Source organism: Actinospineispora eucalypti (assembly GCF_039543365.1).
Lineage (GTDB): Bacteria > Actinomycetota > Actinomycetes > Mycobacteriales > Pseudonocardiaceae > Pseudonocardia > Pseudonocardia eucalypti.
On record NZ_BAABJP010000043.1, the window covers coordinates 107,889 to 123,546 of the forward strand.

The window sequence follows — 15,658 nt, forward strand, 5'->3', positions numbered from 1 at the left end:
ATGTGCTCTACTGAAACTAGAACCTGTTTCAAATGGTTACCGAGCGAAGGAGCGAGGGTGGTCGTCGGGATCCCGAATGGCTTCGACTTCACCGACCCGGACCTTTACGCGCAGCGGGTGCCGCTCGCGGAGTTCGCCGAGCTGCGGCGTACCGCACCGGTCTGGTGGAACGCCCAGGAACCCGGCACCGGGGGGTGGGACGACGGCGGGTTCTGGGTGGTCAGCCGGCACGCCGACGTGAAGGCCATCTCGCTGAACAGCGAGGTGTACTCCACCTGGGAGAACGGCGCGATCATCCGGTTCACCGAGGGGATCACCCGCGAGCAGATCGAGATGCAGCGGTTCATCCTGATCAACAACGACCCGCCGCAGCACACCCCGCTGCGCCAGATCGTGTCCCGGGGGTTCACCCCGAAGGCGATCAACAGCCTGCGCGAGGCGCTGGCCGACCGGGCCGAGCGGATCGTGCACGAGGCGCGGGCCAAGGGCTCCGGTGACTTCGTCACCGACGTGGCCTGTGAGCTGCCGCTGCAGGCCATCGCCGAGCTGATCGGCATCCCGCAGGAGGACCGGCACAAGATCTTCGACTGGTCCAACCAGATGATCGGCACGGACGACCCGGAGTACCAGGACATGGACCCGACGGCGGCGTCCATGGGCCTGCTCGGCTACGCGATGAACATGGCCGAGGAGCGCAAGTCCACCCCCACGGAGGACATCGTCACCAAGCTGGTGAACGCGGACATCGACGGCCGGGGCCTCAACCCGGACGAGTTCGGGTTCTTCGTGCTGCTCCTGGCCGTGGCCGGCAACGAGACCACCCGCAACGCGATCACCCACGGCATGATCGCCATGCTCGAGCACCCCGAGCAGTGGGAGCGCTACAAGGCCGAGCGCCCGGCCACGGCGGCCGACGAGATCGTCCGCTGGGCGACGCCGGTGGTGGCCTTCCAGCGCACCGCGAAGGTGGACACGCACATCGGCGAGCAGGAGATCAAGAAGGGCCAGCGGGTCGGCATCTTCTACGGCTCGGCCAACTTCGACGAGGAAGTCTTCGACCACCCCGAGCGGTTCGACGTCGGCCGCGACCCGAACCCGCAGCTGGGCTTCGGTGGCGGCGGCGCGCACTACTGCCTCGGGGCCAACCTGGCCAAACTGGAGATCGACCTGATGTTCAACGCCATCGCCGAACACCTGCCGGACATCACCATGACCGGGACGCCGAGGCGGCTGCGGTCCGGCTGGCTGAGCGGGATCAAGGGTCTCCCGGTGAGGTACGCCTGATGCGCACGAAGGCGGCGGCGCTGCTGGAGCAGCCGGGCAAGTGGCAGGTAGTGGACGTGGAGGTGGCTCCGCCTTCGGCCGGTGAGGTGCTGGTGCGGTTCGCCGCGGCCGGGTTGTGTCATTCGGACGACCACGCCGCCACCGGTGACATGCCGGTCGGCCGGCTGCCGCTGATCGGCGGGCACGAGGGCGCCGGCGTGGTCGAGGCGGTCGGCCCCGAGGTGCGCTCGCTGGCGGTGGGGGACCACGTGGTGGCCCAGTTCGTGCCGTCCTGCGGGCGCTGCCAGCCGTGTGTGTCGGGCGGCGGGAACCTGTGTGACCTGGGCATCTACGCGCTGTCCGGTTCGCTGGCCGACGGCACGTTCCGGGCCAAGGTGAACGGCTCCGACGCCGGCCAGATGACCATGGTCGGCACGTTCGCCGAGCACGCCGTGGTCTCCGAGCACTCCCTGACGAAGATCGACAAGGACATCCCGTTTCGGGTGGCCGCGCTGCTGTCCTGCGGAGTGCCGACCGGCTGGGGCTCGGCCGAGTACGGGGCCGGCGTGAAGGCCGGCGACACGGTGATCGTGATGGGCACCGGCGGGGTGGGCATGAACGCGGTGCAGTCCGCCGCCGCGCGGGGCGCCGCGCACGTGATCGCGGTGGACCCGGTGGCGTTCAAGCGGGAGAAGGCGCTGGAGTTCGGGGCCACGCACGCGTTCGGGGAGATCAACGAGGCGGCCGACTTCGGCCGCTCGGTGACCAACGGGCAGGGCGCGCACGCGGCCATCGTCACCGTCGGCGTGACCACCGGGTCGCACGTGGCGGACGCGGTGAACGCGATCGGCAAGTTCGGCACCGTGGTACTCACCGGCATCGGCGACGTCCGGGCCGAGGGCCTGCCGATCAACCTGTGGGCCTTCGCCATGATGCAGAAACGGCTACAGGGCGTGATCTTCGGCATGGGCACGCCCCGGCACGAGATCACCAAGCTGGCCGCGATGTACAAGGCCGGCAAGCTCAACCTGGACGGCCTGATCACCACCACCTACCGCCTGGACGAGGTCAACCAGGCCTACGCCGACATGCACGCCGGCCGGAACATCCGGGGCGTCATCCTGCACGAAGGGGGCGCGGCGTGAAGCTGGGTTTGACGATCTTCCTCACCGACCAGGTGATGAACCCGGTGCGGTTGGCGCGCGAGGCCGAGGCGCGGGGTTTCCACTCGATCTACTTCCCCGAGCACACGCACATCCCGGTGGCCCGCAACACCCCGCACCCCGAGCAGGGCCACGACTTCGACCCGTCCTACCGGCGCACCCTGGACCCGTACATCACGCTGGCCGCGTGTTCCTCGGTCACCTCGACGATTCGCCTGGGCACCGGGGTCGGCGTGGTCGCCCAGCACGACCCGATCATCCTGGCCAAGGAGCTGGCCACGCTGGACCTGCTGTCCGGCGGCCGGCTGACGCTGGGCATCGGCTACGGCTGGAACCGGGACGAGATCGCCAACCACGGCATCGACCCGTCCCGGCGGCGCGGCCGGCTGCGCGAGGTCATGCTGGCGATGACCGAGATCTGGAGCAACGAGGTCGCCGAGTTCCACGGCAAGCAGGTGGAGTTCCCGCCGTCCTGGTCCTGGCCGAAGCCCATCCAGCAGCCCCGGCCGCGCGTGCTGATCGGCGGCCCGGCCGGACCCCGGCTGTTCGGGCACATCGCCGAGTTCGCCGACGGCTGGATGCCGATCGGCGCCTCCGGGTTCAAGGAGGCGCTGCCCGAACTGCGCCGGGCGTTCGAGGAGGCCGGGCGGGACCCGGCCTCCGCCGACGCGGTGCCGTTCGGCGTCATGCCCACCCCCGGCAAGCTGGAGTACCTGGCCGGACTGGGCGTGCGCGAGGCGGTGCTCGCCCTGCCCTCGGGCGGCGAGGACGAGGTGCTCCCGGTGCTGGACGCCTACGCGAAGCTGGCGGTCAGCTGAAGTCGGTGGAGTACCAGCGGTCCGGGCGCATGTGCAGCTGCACGACGCGCTCGTTCTCCAGGGTCTTCAGGTACTCGTCGGCGTCCGCCTTGGAGAAGTAGCGGTAGGCCATCGCCCGGAGATCCTCGGGCGAGGTCTCCTGCTCGATCTCGGTGACCGGTCCGGACACGCTCACGTACTTGTACCCCGGCGGCGTCTCGGTCTGCACGGTCAGGCTGAACGCCCGGGCCTTCTCGAGCAGCCTGTACTTGACCGACTCCGGCCCGGTCTGCACGATCACGTCCCCGCCGGGCTGGTACTGGTACCACACCGGCACGGCCAGCGGCGGCCCTTCCGACCTCGCGATACTGATCACGCCGACGTGCTTCTCCGCCAAGAACCGCTCGCGCGCCTCCGCGCTCATCGCTGCCATACCGGGGACAACACCCCACTTGTAGTGATCATTCCCTCGTGGGCGTTCCGGAGCGGGTCGGGTCTCCTACGGCTTGGACAGCGCGGCTCGGGCTTTGATGGGCTTGGGTACGGCCCCTTGCGCCCGGGGGCGGCCGCGGAATGCGGTGGGACGGCTCAGCGCGCCACGCCTAGGGTCGTGCGCGGCTTGGTCACGGAATGCAACCGTGTGTTCGGCGCGCCTTTGCCGAGTGCCAGCTCAGTTCGGTTTCGATCAAGGAACCACCGGACTCAGCTTGCGCTCGGTGCTCCGTGACCGGGTGCCCGGCGCCAGCGGACTCGCTCCGCGTTACTGGATCGGGAGCCGGCGGAAGATCGGCCTCGGGATGTGCCGGAGCACGGACATGACCGCGCGGAACTGGGCCGGCGCCCAGACCAGCTCCCGGCGGTTGCGCACCGCGTCGGCGACCACGTCGGCCACCTGCTCGGCGGTCACGGCCAGCGGGGCGGCCGGCATGCCTTCGGTCATCTTGGTCTTCACGAAACCCGGCCGGACCACGGTGACCCGCACCCCGTGCGGGCGCAGCGCCTCGCCGAGGCCCTGGTAGAAGCCGTCCATGCCGGCCTTGGTGGAGCCGTACACGAAGTTGGACCGGCGGATCCGCTCGCCGGCGACCGAGGAGAGCGCGACGATCGTGCCGTGCCCCTGGTCGCGGAAGTTCTGCGCCAGCGCGACACCCACGGAGACCGCCGCCGTGTAGTTCACCGTGGCCATCTCCACGGCGGCGTCCACCGACTGCCAGGCCGCCTCCGCGTCACCGAGGATTCCGAAGGCCACGATCGCCACGTCGACGTCGCCGCCGGCGAACGCCTTGGCCACCACGCCGGCGTGCGAGCCGGTGTCGGTGGCGTCGAAGTCCAGCGCCTCCACCCGGCAGCCGGTGCGTTCCAGGTCGGCGGCCGCTTCGTCCCGCCGGGAGGACGGCCGGGCCGCCAGCACCACCCGCACCGACCGCCCGCCGGCCAGCCGGCGCACGGTGGCCAGCCCGATCTCGGAGGTCCCGCCGAGCAGCAGGATGGACTGCGGAACGCCCACGGCGTCGATCATGATTAACACAGCTCCAAGCGTCGGGCCAGGTCAGAGGTGAAAATGCCGTCCGGGTCCACCGAGGCGCGCACCTTCCGCCACTCCTCTAGCCTCGGGTAACCGCGCCGGATCGCCTCGGGCGAGGTGCGCGACTCCTTGGCCAGGTAGTGCCGCCCGCCGGCGTCCAGCACCAGGTCGTCCAGCCGCTCGCACAGCTCGTGCAGCCCGGCGGCGATGGGGAAGTCCACGGTGATCGTCCAGCCGGCGAAGGGGAAGGACAGCGGCGCGGTGTTGCCGGCGCCGAACCGCTTGAGCACGTTCAGCCCGGACGCGTGGTCGGACGCCGCGATGATCTCCACGATCCGACGGAAGGTGTCCTCCGCGCCCATCGGCACCAGGAACTGGTACTGCAGGAAGCCGCGCTTGCCGAACACCCGGTTCCAGTTCCCGAACATGTCCAGCACCTGGTAGAAGGCGGTGATGTTCTGCACCGAGTCCCGCTGCAGGCGGGGCGCCTTGCGCCACCACAGCTCGGAGAACGCGCGCAGCGTGGTCGGGTTGGCCAGGCCGTTCGGGAAGACGTCCGGGAACCGCAGCAGCTGCGGCGCGGCGAACTTCAGCGGGTCGCGGCGCAGCTTGGCCGGGAGTTCATCGGCGCGCGCGAGCGAGCCCCGGGTGAGCACCGCGCGGCCCAGCGCGGCGCCGGTGGTCGTGGTGTCGAACCAGGCCGCCGAGTAGTCGTACCGGTCGTCCGAACCGTCGGTGAGCAGGGCCATCAGCTCGTCGAGGTTGTCGGTGCGGTCGGTGTCCACCACGAAGTAGGCCGACTCGGTGGGGTGCAGCCGGACGGTCGCGCGCAGCATCACGCCGGTCAGGCCCATGCCGCCGACGGTGGCCCAGAACAGCTCGTCCTCGGGGGTGATCGTGCGGACGCTGCCGTCGGCGAGCGCGATCTCGATCGAGCTCACGTGGTTGCCGAAGCTGCCGGCGGTGTGGTGGTTCTTGCCGTGGATGTCCGACGCGATCGCGCCGCCCACGGTGACCTGCCGGGTGCCCGGCAGCACCGGCACCCACAGCCCGAACGGCAGCGCCGCGCGCATCAGCGTGTCCAGCGAGACGCCGGCGTCCACCACGGCCAGCCCGCTGTCCGCGTCGATCGAGTGGATCCGGTTCAGCCCGGTCATGTCCAGCACCGTGCCGCCGGCGTTCTGCGCCGGGTCGCCGTAGGAGCTGCCCAGCCCGCGCGGGGTGATCCCGCGTGGACCCGGCGCGCGCAGCGCCTCGAGCACGTGTTCGTCGGCGCTGACCGGCGCCACCGTTGCGATGCTCGGCGCCGTGCGCCCGAACCCGGTGAGGCTGCGACGTTCTTGCTGGTTGGCCATCGTCGCCCAGGCTACCGACCGGGTGTCCTCGGCCGACCGCTACCCTGTGCGGCGTGGCAGGAGCCCAGTTGGTAGCGGACCGCTCGCAACCGCGAGTCGGCCTGCTCTCGCAGCTCACCAGGTTCGTGCTGGTGGGCGGGCTCTCCGCGCTCGTGGACTACGGGCTGTACCAGGCCCTGCTGCACACCGGCCTGTGGGTGCACGGGGCGAAGGCTCTCAGCTTCGTCTGCGGCACCACCACGGCTTACCTGCTGAACCGTCGATTCACGTTCACCCAGACCGCCGGCGGCGCGACCCGGTTCACCGGCTTCCTGCTGCTCTACGGCACCACGTTCTTCGTGAACGTCGGCATGAACGCGCTGGTCCTGCACCTGATCACCGAGGGCGCCCCGTTCCGAGTGACCATCGCCTGGGTGTTCGCCCAGGGGACGGCGACGATGATCAACTTCCTGATGCTGAGGTATGTCGTGTTCCGGCGCTGAGGCGGCGGAACACGACCCGTGAGTGGCGAGTGACGCTATAGCGTTACTCCGCACTCACGAGCGCGCGGGCACGCGCGCAGGGGACCGACCCAGCCTCGACGCCAGAGCACCTGCGCTACCTCGACGGCAGCCGCGCATGGCTTCCTGGACAGCTCGGCCCAGCCGAACTGAAGCCGCGACCGGCCCGATACCTCCGCGACGTTGTCCCGTCGCCGATCGCGGTGTGCGACGTCGGCTGCCAAGTGAGAGGCGCCGTCGAGCCGCACGGTCAGCGGGATGCCGATGTTGTCGTACACGGCATCCTCGATCAGCTTGCGTCCGTCCACCATCAACGGCTCCTGTCGTCGAGCCGACGGAATTCCGTGCGCGGCCTCGACGTCCACTGCGTACAGTTCTTCCAGCGGAGAGTGCACGCCGGTCTGGATCCGGTCGAGCGCCGTTCGTAAGGCCTGCCGGTACCGACGAGGCGGCCGTTGCTCGAGGCGTTCCCGCACACTCGCGGCGGCGGCCCGGCGCGCGGTGACCAAGGTCGTGAGCGTACGCATGGCCAGACGGGCGGTGGGTTCGGCAACCGCGAGATCAATGACAGTGTCGGGTCGACTGGTCAGTGGCGGTACGCCGACGACCGCGATGTGCCGGAACGCCCGTGATCGGTGGATGACAACGAGCGGTGGCTGGGATACCGCCGAACAACCGTACGGGACTGTGACATGTACCGGTCCATCGGACAAAGGGTGCATGTGCCACAACTCGGCCGCCGTCTGATGGCTGAGTAGCCCGCTCGGCCCCGCGTAACTCAGCGCGGCGGCAACGCGCGCCTCATGGGTGAGCGGACCGGTGAAGGTGGCGTACACGCGGGGTGCCACGCACTGCCAGCGGCCGGCTCGCACGTTTGCCGTGATTGCGCTGCGGGAGACCCCGAAGTAGCGCAGCTGTTCGGTGTTGAGCACGCCGCACTGCTCAGACAGCACGCGATGCCATTCGGCGTGACGGCATAGCGGTACCTGCGGTGGCGCGGATCGACGCGGTCTTGACATAACGCGAGGTTGCACTTTGCCGCGACCGGTGTGGTGGCGTTTGAAGCCCCTGTGGATAACTCGTGAGTGGCGAGTGACGCTATAGCGCTACTCGCCACTCACGGGCGGCGCAGCCGCATTAGCGGCAGCCGACGCCTACCCAGGAGAATCCGGCGCGGCGCAGGACGTCGGGGTCGAGCAGGTTGCGGGTGTCCACGACGGTGCGGTTGGCGGCGAAGCGGGCCAGTTCGGGCCAGTCGAGCGCGCGGAACTCGGGCCACTCGGTGAGTACCACGATGGCGTCGGCGTCCTTGGCCACGGCGGACGGCTCGTCGGTCACCGTGATCCCGTCGGTCATGCCGGGGACGGCGGACGGGCAGCCGGGGTCGTAGCCGGTCAGCTCGGCGCCCTCGTCGCGCAGCGCGCCGGCCACGGTGAGCGCGGGCGAGTCGCGCAGGTCGTCGGTGCCGGCCTTGAAGGTCAGCCCGAGCAGCCCGATCCGCTTGTTCACCAGTGAGCCGCCGACCGCCGCGCGCACCTTCTCCACCATCCGGGCGCTTTGGCGCCGGTTGGTGTCCAGCGACGCGGAGAGCAGCGGGAAGTCGAACCCGGCCGCCTCGGAGATCTGCACCAGCGCGTTGGTGTCCTTGGGCAGGCAGGAACCGCCCCACCCCGGCCCGGGCGAAAGGAACGCCTGGCCGATCCGCTTGTCGTAGCCCATTCCCTCGGTGACCTCGTGGACGTCCGCGCCGAGCCGCTCGCACAGCTCGGCCAGGGCGTTCACGTAGGACAGCTTCATCGCCAGGAAGCAGTTCGCCGCGTACTTGACCATCTCCGCGCTGGCGGCATCGGTGAGCAGGGTGGGTGCGCCCAGCCGGGAGTACAGCGCGGCCACCCGCTCGGCGGCGTCCTGCTGGTCACAGCCGACCACGATCCGGTCCGGGTTCAGGAAGTCGCGCACCGCCGAACCCTCGCGCAGGAACTCCGGGTTGCTCACCACCGCCACGTCCCGGCGGCCGAGCAGCTGTTTGGTGCGCGACGCCGTGCCCACCGGCACGGTCGACTTGTTCACCACCACGCAGCCCCGGGGCAGCAGGTCCCGGACCTCCTGGGCCACCGCCTCCACCGCCGCCAGGTCCGCCGCACCGCCCTCGCCCATCGGCGTGGGCACGCACAGGAAGACCACCTCGACCGGATTGTCCGAGTCCTCCCCGGGGGCCGCGATGGCGTTGCGCGCGCCGACCACGAACTTCAGCCGGCCGGCGGCCATGCCCTCGGTGACCAGCTCGGACAGGCCGGGCTCGAGGATCGGCACCTCGCCTCTCTTGAGCTTGGCGATCTTCTGTTCGTTCACGTCGGCGCACACCACGTTGTGGCCGAGGGATGCCAGGCAGGCTCCGGTGGTCAGGCCAACGTATCCGGTGCCGATTACGGCGATTCGACGGACGAACATCGTTCTCCTAGGGGAGCCAGGTTACGAACAGTCGATATTGGTGAGTCCCTTGCCGGCGGACTCCGCCTTGTTGCTGCAGGTGACTCGGTTGCGGTCCTTGTTCTTGGTGACGTTGATGCCGTAGCCGGGGCCGTCCACCACGGCGGTGTTGCCGTCGAAGACGTTGTCCACCCCCCAACCGTCCAGGATTTGGTGCACGGAGAATCCGTCCTGGGAGGATCCACGCCCGGTGTTTCCGAGGATTTGCCACCCGTTGCCCTTGACGTTCACCCACGATTCAGCGTCCGAGCTGGGCCCGGTGAAGGTGTTGCCCCGGACGATGCCGCCGGTGGTTCCCTCCTTGATGTCCACCGCCTCCGAGGTGGTGTCGGAGATGGTGTTGGCCTCGATCAGGTTGCGGTCGCTGCGGTCCGGCTGGCCGCCCGTGTAGCGCGGCCAGTTCTTCTCCGCCGTGCCGATGTAGACGCCCTCGCCGAACTGGGAGTCCTTCAGCCCGGTGTTGTGGATGACGTTGCCGCGCACCACGTTGTTGCTGCTGTTCTTGCGCAGGTGCAGCGCCTCCTGCTCGACCTGCTCGATCTCCAGGCTGTCGATCAGGTTGTGCTGGCCCTGGTCCACCATCAGGCCCTTCTGGCCGCCCCGGATGGTGAACCCGACGACCTCCCAGTAGGAGGCGTTTTCCAGGTGCAGCGTGTAGTTCGCGCCGGAACCGTCGAGGACCGCGTCCCGCTTCCCGCACAGCACGATCGGCTGTGCCTTCGAGCCGGAGGCTTCGGCGGCGAACCCGCCGGTGTAGGTGCCGGCGGCCAGCTCGATCACCGCGCCCGGCTTGGCTCCGGTGAGCGCGGACTTGAGCTCCTGCGCGTTGTGCACGGTCACCGTGCCCGGCTTGGGACAACCCGGGCCGAGCGGCGGCACGGTCGGCGCGGCCGGTGCCGCCTGCGGCGGACCGCCCGGCTGGCTGGGCGGCTGGGGCTGCTCCGAGTCGCCGCCGCAGCCGCTCAGCGTGAAGGCGAGCAGCGCGGCCGAGGCTCCGGCGAGGCCGGCCCGCCGGGACCAGTTGGTATGTGGGTTCATGCTTCAGGACACCGCCGTGTTTCGGTTTCCGCCGTCGCCTGGCGGCGGGGGGTTCTGGGGTCGAGGTCCACCCTGCCGCGGCCCGGGGGACGACCGGGGCTCGGGGGAGGGCGCCGACCGTTCCGCCTGGGGTTTCGGCAACGGCAGCCCGGCCTGCTTGGCCCCCGCCGGTTTCGCGGGGCCGGCGGGTTTCGCCGGCGGAATGGCCGCCGGTTGCGCCGGGCCGTTGGCTGGCTTGGCCGGGGCGCCGGCCGGCTTGGCCGGGGCCGAGGGCAGCGCCGGGCGTGGTGGCGCGGGGCGGGCGGGCGCGGCCGGTTTGGCCGCCGCTCCGGCCGGTCGGGTGCCCGGCGCGGCGGGCTTCATGCCGTACACCGGTTGCTTGGCCGGCGGGCGCGGGGGGTTGCCGGGCGGCAGCCCGTTGCGGGACGGCTTGCCGGTGCGCCCCGGGACCGGTGCGGCGGCCCCGTTGACGCCCTTCGCCGCGGCGGGCCTGGGCGGACGGCCCTTGTTGCCGAGCTGGCCGCGTAGCCCCTGGGGGATCGCCGAGGCGTTGCCACGCGCGCGGACGGGCTGGGCGGGTCGGGGCGTGCGCCCGGGTTTCGCCCCGGGGAGCACCTTGGGCGCGGCGGCCGCGGCCGCCGCCACCGCACTGGGCGGGGCGCTGTTGCGGTACGGGTGCTGGCCGATGCCCTGCCTGGACTGCCGGTGCTTCCAGTAGATCCGCCCGGCCATCGGGATGAGTAGGATCAGGGCCCAGAGCAGGATCAACGGGTTGCTCCGGATCCGGCTGCCGATGTACTGCAGGTTGTCCTTGTCCTCGACCCAGTTGCGCTTGTCGTTGCCGGACTGGGGGACCAGGTTGCCCGCCGCGACCCGGGTCGTGTCGATGTCGCTGGGTCCCCGGCCGGCCAGCCGGTTGTCCACGACGGAGGAGCCGCCGGCGGCGCCGATGAGCGAAACGGCGTGCATGGTCATGCCGCTGATCTCGTTGCCGGACACCTTGGCCACCGAGTTGTTCAGCTGCACGGCGGTGAGCGCATCGGTGATGATGTTCTTGTCCACCAGCGCGTCCTTGGACCCGTCCCGGATGGCCACCGCGAACCCGCCCGGCGAGCTGATCTTGTTCTCCCGGATCACCAGGCCCTCGGTGACGCCGCGCACGATCACGCCGTCCCGGTTGGCGGCGACGGTGTTGCCGCTGAGCACCACCTTGTTCGCGCCGGACACCAGGACGCCGTGCTCCGCGTTGCCCCGCACCATGCTGGCGTCCACGGTGAACCCGGCGAAGTGCGCGGTGGTGGCGCCGCCCGCGTTGGGGCCGGCGGCCGGCGGCGCGCCGTCGATGAAGATGCCGTTGCGGGCGTTGCCGGTGGAGGTGACCTCGCGCAGCGAGATGTTGTTGGCCCCCTTGGCCAGCGCGATGCCGTTGCGGGCGTTCTGCGCGCTGGTCACCCGCCACAGCTCGGCGCCCTCGGCGTCCCGGTTCACCGCCACGCCGTCCATGGCGGAGTTGGTCACCTGGGCGCCGTTGATCAGCAGGCCGCGGCTGCGGCGGGTGAAGATGCCGTAGTGGTTGCCGGTGAGGTTGACCTCGCGGGCCGAGCCGGTGGCCACCTCGGAGGCGCTGCCGGTCCAGGCCACGCCGCCGGTCGAGCCGCTCCAGAAGCCCAGGCTGAACGTGTTCACCGCGCGCAGGTCCATCCGGCCGCCGATCTCCCGGATGTACGCCCGGCCGTCGCTCACCTCGCTGTCCGCCGCGTTCTTCGCGGTGTCCCAGCTGGAGATGGACAGCGGCGAGCCCGGGGCACCCTCCAGGTTCAGCGATCCCTTGAACGCCACCAGCGAGGTGAACCCCGCCGCGCCGGAAGACATCCGCAGGTTGCCCCTGGGCAGCGAGATGTGCAGCTGCGCGCCCGGGCCGACGATGACGTTCTTCTGCAGCAGCGCGCCGTCCGGCAGCCGGGACGCGGCGCCGGCGTTGACCAGCGTGTCCAGGTCGTAGGGGGCGATCCGGGCCGGCAGCACCAGGGTGGGCAGCTGGGTCCCGTAGGGGATCTCGCGCATGGGCGTGCCGGGCTGCAGCTGCCCGACGGCGGCGAAGATCCGCTTGTCCTCGGCGTCCACCAGCGCGGCCTGGCGGGGGTCGAAGCCGGGACCGTTCGGCACGGTCGGCGTCTCCTGGCTCTGCGCCGGGTCCGCCTCTTCCACGCTGATCGACGGCGCGGGCGGCGCCTCGGGCTGGGTGAGGCCCAGCGACAGGGTGGCGAGGCCGAGGCTCAGGCTGGCCAGGATGGACAGCGCGGCCAGCCAGTGGCCGGCTCCCGGTCCCTTCGGTCGCCTAGGCGGGGCCACGAGTGGCTCCGGCCTGCAGGCTCGCGTTGTCTTGTCCCTCACCGCCGACCAGATCCTTGCGTCTGGTCATCCAGCCCTGCTGGTTCATCGTGACGAAGGCGTAGGTCTTGATCGGCAGAGCGACGAAGATGATGAACGCCGTGACCACCGGCAGGATCAGGATGTCCTGGGGCCGGGTGCGCAGATGCGAGATGCTGCGGATGGCCCGGCCGATGAACACCCAGCTCACCGCCAGGGTGAGCGCCACGTAGCGCTGCGGGCTGAACCACGTGGAACACACGAAGTAGACCATCGCGAACATGGTCACCGGGGTGCAGAGGATCTGGAACACGGTCAGCTGGGAGATGAAGGGCACCCGCCACAGCCAGCCCTTGTAGATCGCGGTCAGGTAGCACCGGTAGGAGTTGCGGCTCCAGCGCACCCGTTGCTTGCGCATCGCCTTGAAGCTGGCCGGGAACATCGACAGCGCCCGCGCGGTGTCCTGGTGCACCGTCTTGTAGCCCTGCGCGAGCACCAGCCAGGTGAGCCGGCCGTCGTCCCCGGCAATGCACTTGCGGCCGAGGAAGATCTCGTTCTCCAGGTTCTCCAGGACCGGCAACACCACGGCACGCCGGTACGCGGCGGTCCGGCCGGACAGGCAGACCACGGCCCCGCGCATGCCGGTGGCCGGCACGTAGTCCAGGTAGCGCAGGTCGATGATCCAGTCGGCCACCCGGCGCCAGATGCTGGAGAACGGGTTGTACACGTTCTGCCGGGTGCCCACGCCGCCGACCGTGGGGTCAACGAACGGCATCTGCACCGCGGCGAGCAGGCCGGGCTGCCAGCGGGTGTCCGAGTCGGTGAGCACCAGGATCTCGTATTTCGCCTGCTTGATGGCGACGCCCAGCGCGGACCGCTTGCCCTCGTGCGCGAACATGATCACCTTGAGCCGGGGGTCGCCGAGGGCGAGCAGCTTGCGCTGCGCCTCGAGGTCCTCCAGGTCCAGTACGATGATGATCTCGGTGGGGTTCTGGGCCAGCCAGGTGTGCAGGCAGTCGACCAGCACGTCCGGGTCTTCCCGGAAGGACGGCACACAGACCGAGGTGGTGGTGCGGAAGTTGTTGATGGTGGGCCGGTAGAACATGGACATCACCTTGCGGATGATCCAAATTCCCCAGGACAGGGCGCCGATGATGCCCACCGGGATCAACATGTCCCAGCGGTCCGAGATCAGGTCTATGACTGGATTGAAGATGCTCAATGTCCCGGCCGCCCCCCGGTCGGTGCGTGGTCAAACGTCAGTCCGCGTCGCTGCCGAGACTGCCTCTTTCGCTGATAACGATTCAGTGAAGCACCGGGAACGTAGCACTCTTTGAGGTGGCAACCGTCACCCACCCGTTTGATGTAGCAAGCTCGCGAAGCGTAAGGAAATCGTCGGCCCTGGTTCACTCATCTGGCGGCGCTACACCGTCAGACACTGCGCTAGGTAGGTTTACCAGACGAGGTGACCGGCGCGCGGAGGAATCGCTCGCGACGCCCCATACGTACCAACCGGAGCCACTCCGCGAACCCGGCCGGGTCCCGCTTGGAGATCAGGAAGTACCAGCCGAAACGGATCACTTCCAGCTTGCCGATCAGGCGCATGCCGCGCTGCCCGAACAGGTAGCCCCGGTTGCGGTACGTGTAGTACCGCTTGATCGGGTCCTCCGGATCCTGGGCGTGCAGCCGGCCGCCCAGCATCGGCTTGAACTCGTCCGAGCCGTTCGGGTGCACGTAGCTGGCCCGCAGGCAGGTGCCGAACGGCAGGCCGGACTGGGCCACCCGCCGGTGCATCTCCACCTCGTCGCCCCGGACGAACAGGCGCAGGTCCGGCACCCCGACCACGTCCAGCGTGGTCGCCCGGAACAGCGCCCCGTTGAAGAAGCTGGCGATGCCGGGCAGCAGGTCTGTTTCGCCCAGGGCGTCCCGGCCACGGTGCCAGCGCAGACCCCGGCGCAGCGGGAAGGCCAGCGTCTCCGGGTCGGCCTGGTCGGCCACCACCGGGGAGACCACGGCCAGGTCGTGCCGGCGCGCGGTGTCCAGCAGGGTGGCCAGCACGTGCTCGTCGCCGGCCCGGCCGTCGTCGTCGGCCAGCCACACCCAGTCCGCGCCTAGCGCCAGCGCGTGCAGCATGCCCAGCGCGAAGCCGCCGGCGCCGCCCAGGTTGTGGTGGCTCGGCAGGTAGCTGAACGGCAGGCCGGCCGCCTCGACCACGTCGCGGGCCGGTTGGTCGGGGCCGTTGTCCACCACGACCAGGTGAGTCACCGGGTGGGTCTGTTTGGCCAGCGCGGACAGCGAGTCGACGAGCAGGTCACGGCGGTGACGGGTGACCACCACGGCGACCACCGAGTCCGGCGGGAGCCGCTCGGCGTCGGCCCCGGTCCCGGTCACGTCCGCTCCGCCAGCTCGGTCACCACGTCGCGGCCCTTGTACGCGTTCAAAACGTCGCGCAGCGGGCCGTGCTTGCGGATCTCCCCGTGGTCCATCCAGATCGCCGAGTCGCACAGCTCGACCAGGAACTCGTCCGAGTGGCTGGCGAACACCAGCATCCCGGCCCGCTCCACCAGCGCGTTCAACCGCGTGCGGGCCTTGGCCAGGAACTCCGCGTCCACCGCGCCCATGCCCTCGTCGAGCAGCAGGATCTCCGGGTCGATGCTGGTCACCACGCCCAGCGCCAGGCGCACCCGCATGCCGGTGGAGTAGGTGCGCAGCGGCATGGACAGGTAGTCGCCCAATTCGGAGAAGTCGGCAATATCCTCGACGCGTTCCTGCATCTGCTTGCGGGTCATGCCCAGGAACAACCCGCGCACCATGATGTTCTCGTAGCCGGAGATCTCCGGGTCCATGCCGACGCCCAGGTCGAACACCGGCGCCACCTTGCCCCGGATGCGCGCGCTGCCCCTGGTCGGCTCGTAGATGCCGGACATCAGTCGCAGCAGGGTGGACTTGCCGGCGCCGTTGTGCCCGACCAGCCCGACCCGCGCGCCCTGCGCCAGGTTCAGGTTGATGCCGCGCAGTGCCTCGATGATCGGCACCCGACTGTCCGTGCCGATCTTGCCGCCGGCCTTGCCGAGTACCCGCTTCTTCAGCGAGCGACTCTTCGCGTCGAAGATCGGGAAGTCGACGTAGGCGTTCTGGATATCTATGGAAACCATCG

14 protein-coding genes are annotated in these 15,658 nt (G+C 70.0%); 4 read left to right on the top strand and 10 right to left on the bottom strand.

All coding sequences use genetic code 11. The features are described from left to right. The first annotated feature begins 57 nt into the window (after positions 1–57). The 3 genes from ABEB12_RS32125 to ABEB12_RS32135 are packed head-to-tail and all read left to right on the top strand — an operon-like array spanning position 58 to position 3,244. Positions 58–1,284, top strand: coding sequence for a cytochrome P450 (locus ABEB12_RS32125; RefSeq protein WP_345703319.1), 1,227 nt, complete (start codon positions 58–60; stop codon positions 1,282–1,284). After that, positions 1,284–2,408: an NDMA-dependent alcohol dehydrogenase gene (locus tag ABEB12_RS32130; protein WP_185063486.1), complete on the top strand. Its 1,125-nt coding sequence runs from the start codon at positions 1,284–1,286 to the stop codon at positions 2,406–2,408. Before ABEB12_RS32125 ends, ABEB12_RS32130 begins: the two co-directional genes overlap by 1 nt. Continuing rightward, on the top strand, positions 2,405–3,244 hold the full coding sequence (locus tag ABEB12_RS32135) for a TIGR03619 family F420-dependent LLM class oxidoreductase (protein ID WP_185063487.1): 840 nt from the start codon (positions 2,405–2,407) through the stop codon (positions 3,242–3,244). Before ABEB12_RS32130 ends, ABEB12_RS32135 begins: the two co-directional genes overlap by 4 nt. Here ABEB12_RS32135 and ABEB12_RS32140 read toward each other — a convergent pair. From ABEB12_RS32140 to ABEB12_RS32150, 3 genes are all read right to left on the bottom strand, one after another. Then, positions 3,237–3,656, bottom strand: a complete 420-nt coding sequence (locus tag ABEB12_RS32140) for a pyridoxamine 5'-phosphate oxidase family protein (RefSeq protein WP_185063488.1) — start codon at positions 3,654–3,656, stop codon at positions 3,237–3,239. The genes ABEB12_RS32135 and ABEB12_RS32140 overlap by 8 nt on opposite strands. Positions 3,657–3,983: 327 nt before the next feature. Beyond that, positions 3,984–4,742 carry a decaprenylphospho-beta-D-erythro-pentofuranosid-2-ulose 2-reductase gene (locus ABEB12_RS32145; protein ID WP_185063489.1) on the bottom strand — a complete coding sequence of 253 codons (759 nt, stop codon included), beginning with the start codon at positions 4,740–4,742 and terminating at the stop codon, positions 3,984–3,986. A 2-nt stretch (positions 4,743–4,744) separates the two neighbouring features. After that, the gene (locus ABEB12_RS32150) at positions 4,745–6,103 is read right to left on the bottom strand and encodes an FAD-binding protein (RefSeq protein ID WP_185063490.1); all 1,359 of its coding nucleotides are present in this window, start codon (positions 6,101–6,103) and stop codon (positions 4,745–4,747) included. Positions 6,104–6,156: 53 nt separating this feature from the next. Between ABEB12_RS32150 and ABEB12_RS32155 the strand changes: the two genes are divergently transcribed. Then, positions 6,157–6,585, top strand: coding sequence for a GtrA family protein (locus ABEB12_RS32155; RefSeq protein WP_345703320.1), 429 nt, complete (start codon positions 6,157–6,159; stop codon positions 6,583–6,585). 35 nt (positions 6,586–6,620) lie between these two features. Here ABEB12_RS32155 and ABEB12_RS32160 read toward each other — a convergent pair whose 3' ends face one another. The 7 genes from ABEB12_RS32160 to wzt all read right to left on the bottom strand — a co-directional run bounded on the left by ABEB12_RS32160 (position 6,621) and on the right by wzt (position 15,656). Then, on the bottom strand, positions 6,621–7,535 hold the full coding sequence (locus ABEB12_RS32160; protein ID WP_345703321.1) for a hypothetical protein: 915 nt from the start codon (positions 7,533–7,535) through the stop codon (positions 6,621–6,623). A 205-nt stretch (positions 7,536–7,740) separates the two neighbouring features. Further along, entirely contained in the window at positions 7,741–9,054 is a 1,314-nt protein-coding gene (locus tag ABEB12_RS32165; RefSeq protein WP_185063492.1) for a nucleotide sugar dehydrogenase, read from the bottom strand. 21 nt (positions 9,055–9,075) lie between these two features. Next, a complete protein-coding gene (locus ABEB12_RS32170; RefSeq protein WP_185063493.1) occupies positions 9,076–10,131 on the bottom strand; it encodes a right-handed parallel beta-helix repeat-containing protein in 1,056 nt (351 codons plus the stop codon). 3 nt (positions 10,132–10,134) lie between these two features. Continuing rightward, on the bottom strand, positions 10,135–12,483 hold the full coding sequence (locus tag ABEB12_RS32175; RefSeq protein ID WP_185063494.1) for a right-handed parallel beta-helix repeat-containing protein: 2,349 nt from the start codon (positions 12,481–12,483) through the stop codon (positions 10,135–10,137). Continuing rightward, a complete protein-coding gene (locus ABEB12_RS32180) occupies positions 12,470–13,675 on the bottom strand; it encodes a glycosyltransferase (protein ID WP_185063495.1) in 1,206 nt (401 codons plus the stop codon). The genes ABEB12_RS32175 and ABEB12_RS32180 overlap by 14 nt, the downstream gene beginning before the upstream one ends. Before the next feature lie 269 nt (positions 13,676–13,944). Then, positions 13,945–14,892, bottom strand: coding sequence for a galactofuranosyltransferase GlfT1 (gene glfT1 / locus ABEB12_RS32185; protein WP_345703322.1), 948 nt, complete (start codon positions 14,890–14,892; stop codon positions 13,945–13,947). After that, positions 14,889–15,656: a galactan export ABC transporter ATP-binding subunit Wzt/RfbE gene (gene wzt / locus ABEB12_RS32190; protein ID WP_185063496.1), complete on the bottom strand. Its 768-nt coding sequence runs from the start codon at positions 15,654–15,656 to the stop codon at positions 14,889–14,891. The genes glfT1 and wzt overlap by 4 nt, the downstream gene beginning before the upstream one ends. Positions 15,657–15,658 lie beyond the last annotated feature (2 nt).